Origin of the sequence: Brachyspira catarrhinii (assembly GCF_005518285.1) — a bacterium.
GTDB classification, from domain to species: Bacteria; Spirochaetota; Brachyspiria; order Brachyspirales; family Brachyspiraceae; genus Brachyspira; species Brachyspira catarrhinii.
On record NZ_SJDU01000849.1, the window covers coordinates 1 to 342 of the forward strand.

General features: G+C 29.2%; 1 protein-coding gene. It reads left to right on the forward strand.

Features of this window, described 5'->3' with window-relative positions:
- On the forward strand, positions 1 to 342 hold a 342-nt coding region (locus tag EZH24_RS13640), incomplete at both ends, for a substrate-binding domain-containing protein (RefSeq protein WP_137999502.1).

Genomic DNA, 342 nt, shown 5'->3' on the forward strand with positions numbered 1-342 from the left:
AGAAATTCAAAATAGCTGCTGTACTTAATACTTATAATAATGTATTTTTTGAAGATGTTATAAAAGGTATAGAGATTGCAGGAAAAGAAATAGAAGAGTTTGGAATGTCTGTTATTATAAAACGCTGTAAAGATTTTGATGCGGACAATCAGTTGGAGCTTATAGATGAGGCTGTTCAAGAAGGAGCTAATGCTATGGCAATAGTTGCTATAAATGATAATAGAGTTATAAATAAAATATCAGAGCTTCATAATAATAATTTTCCTATAGTGCTTTTAAACTCTTTTGTAAATAGTAATGATTGTATAGCATATGTTGGCTGTAATTATGATTTGGCAGGAG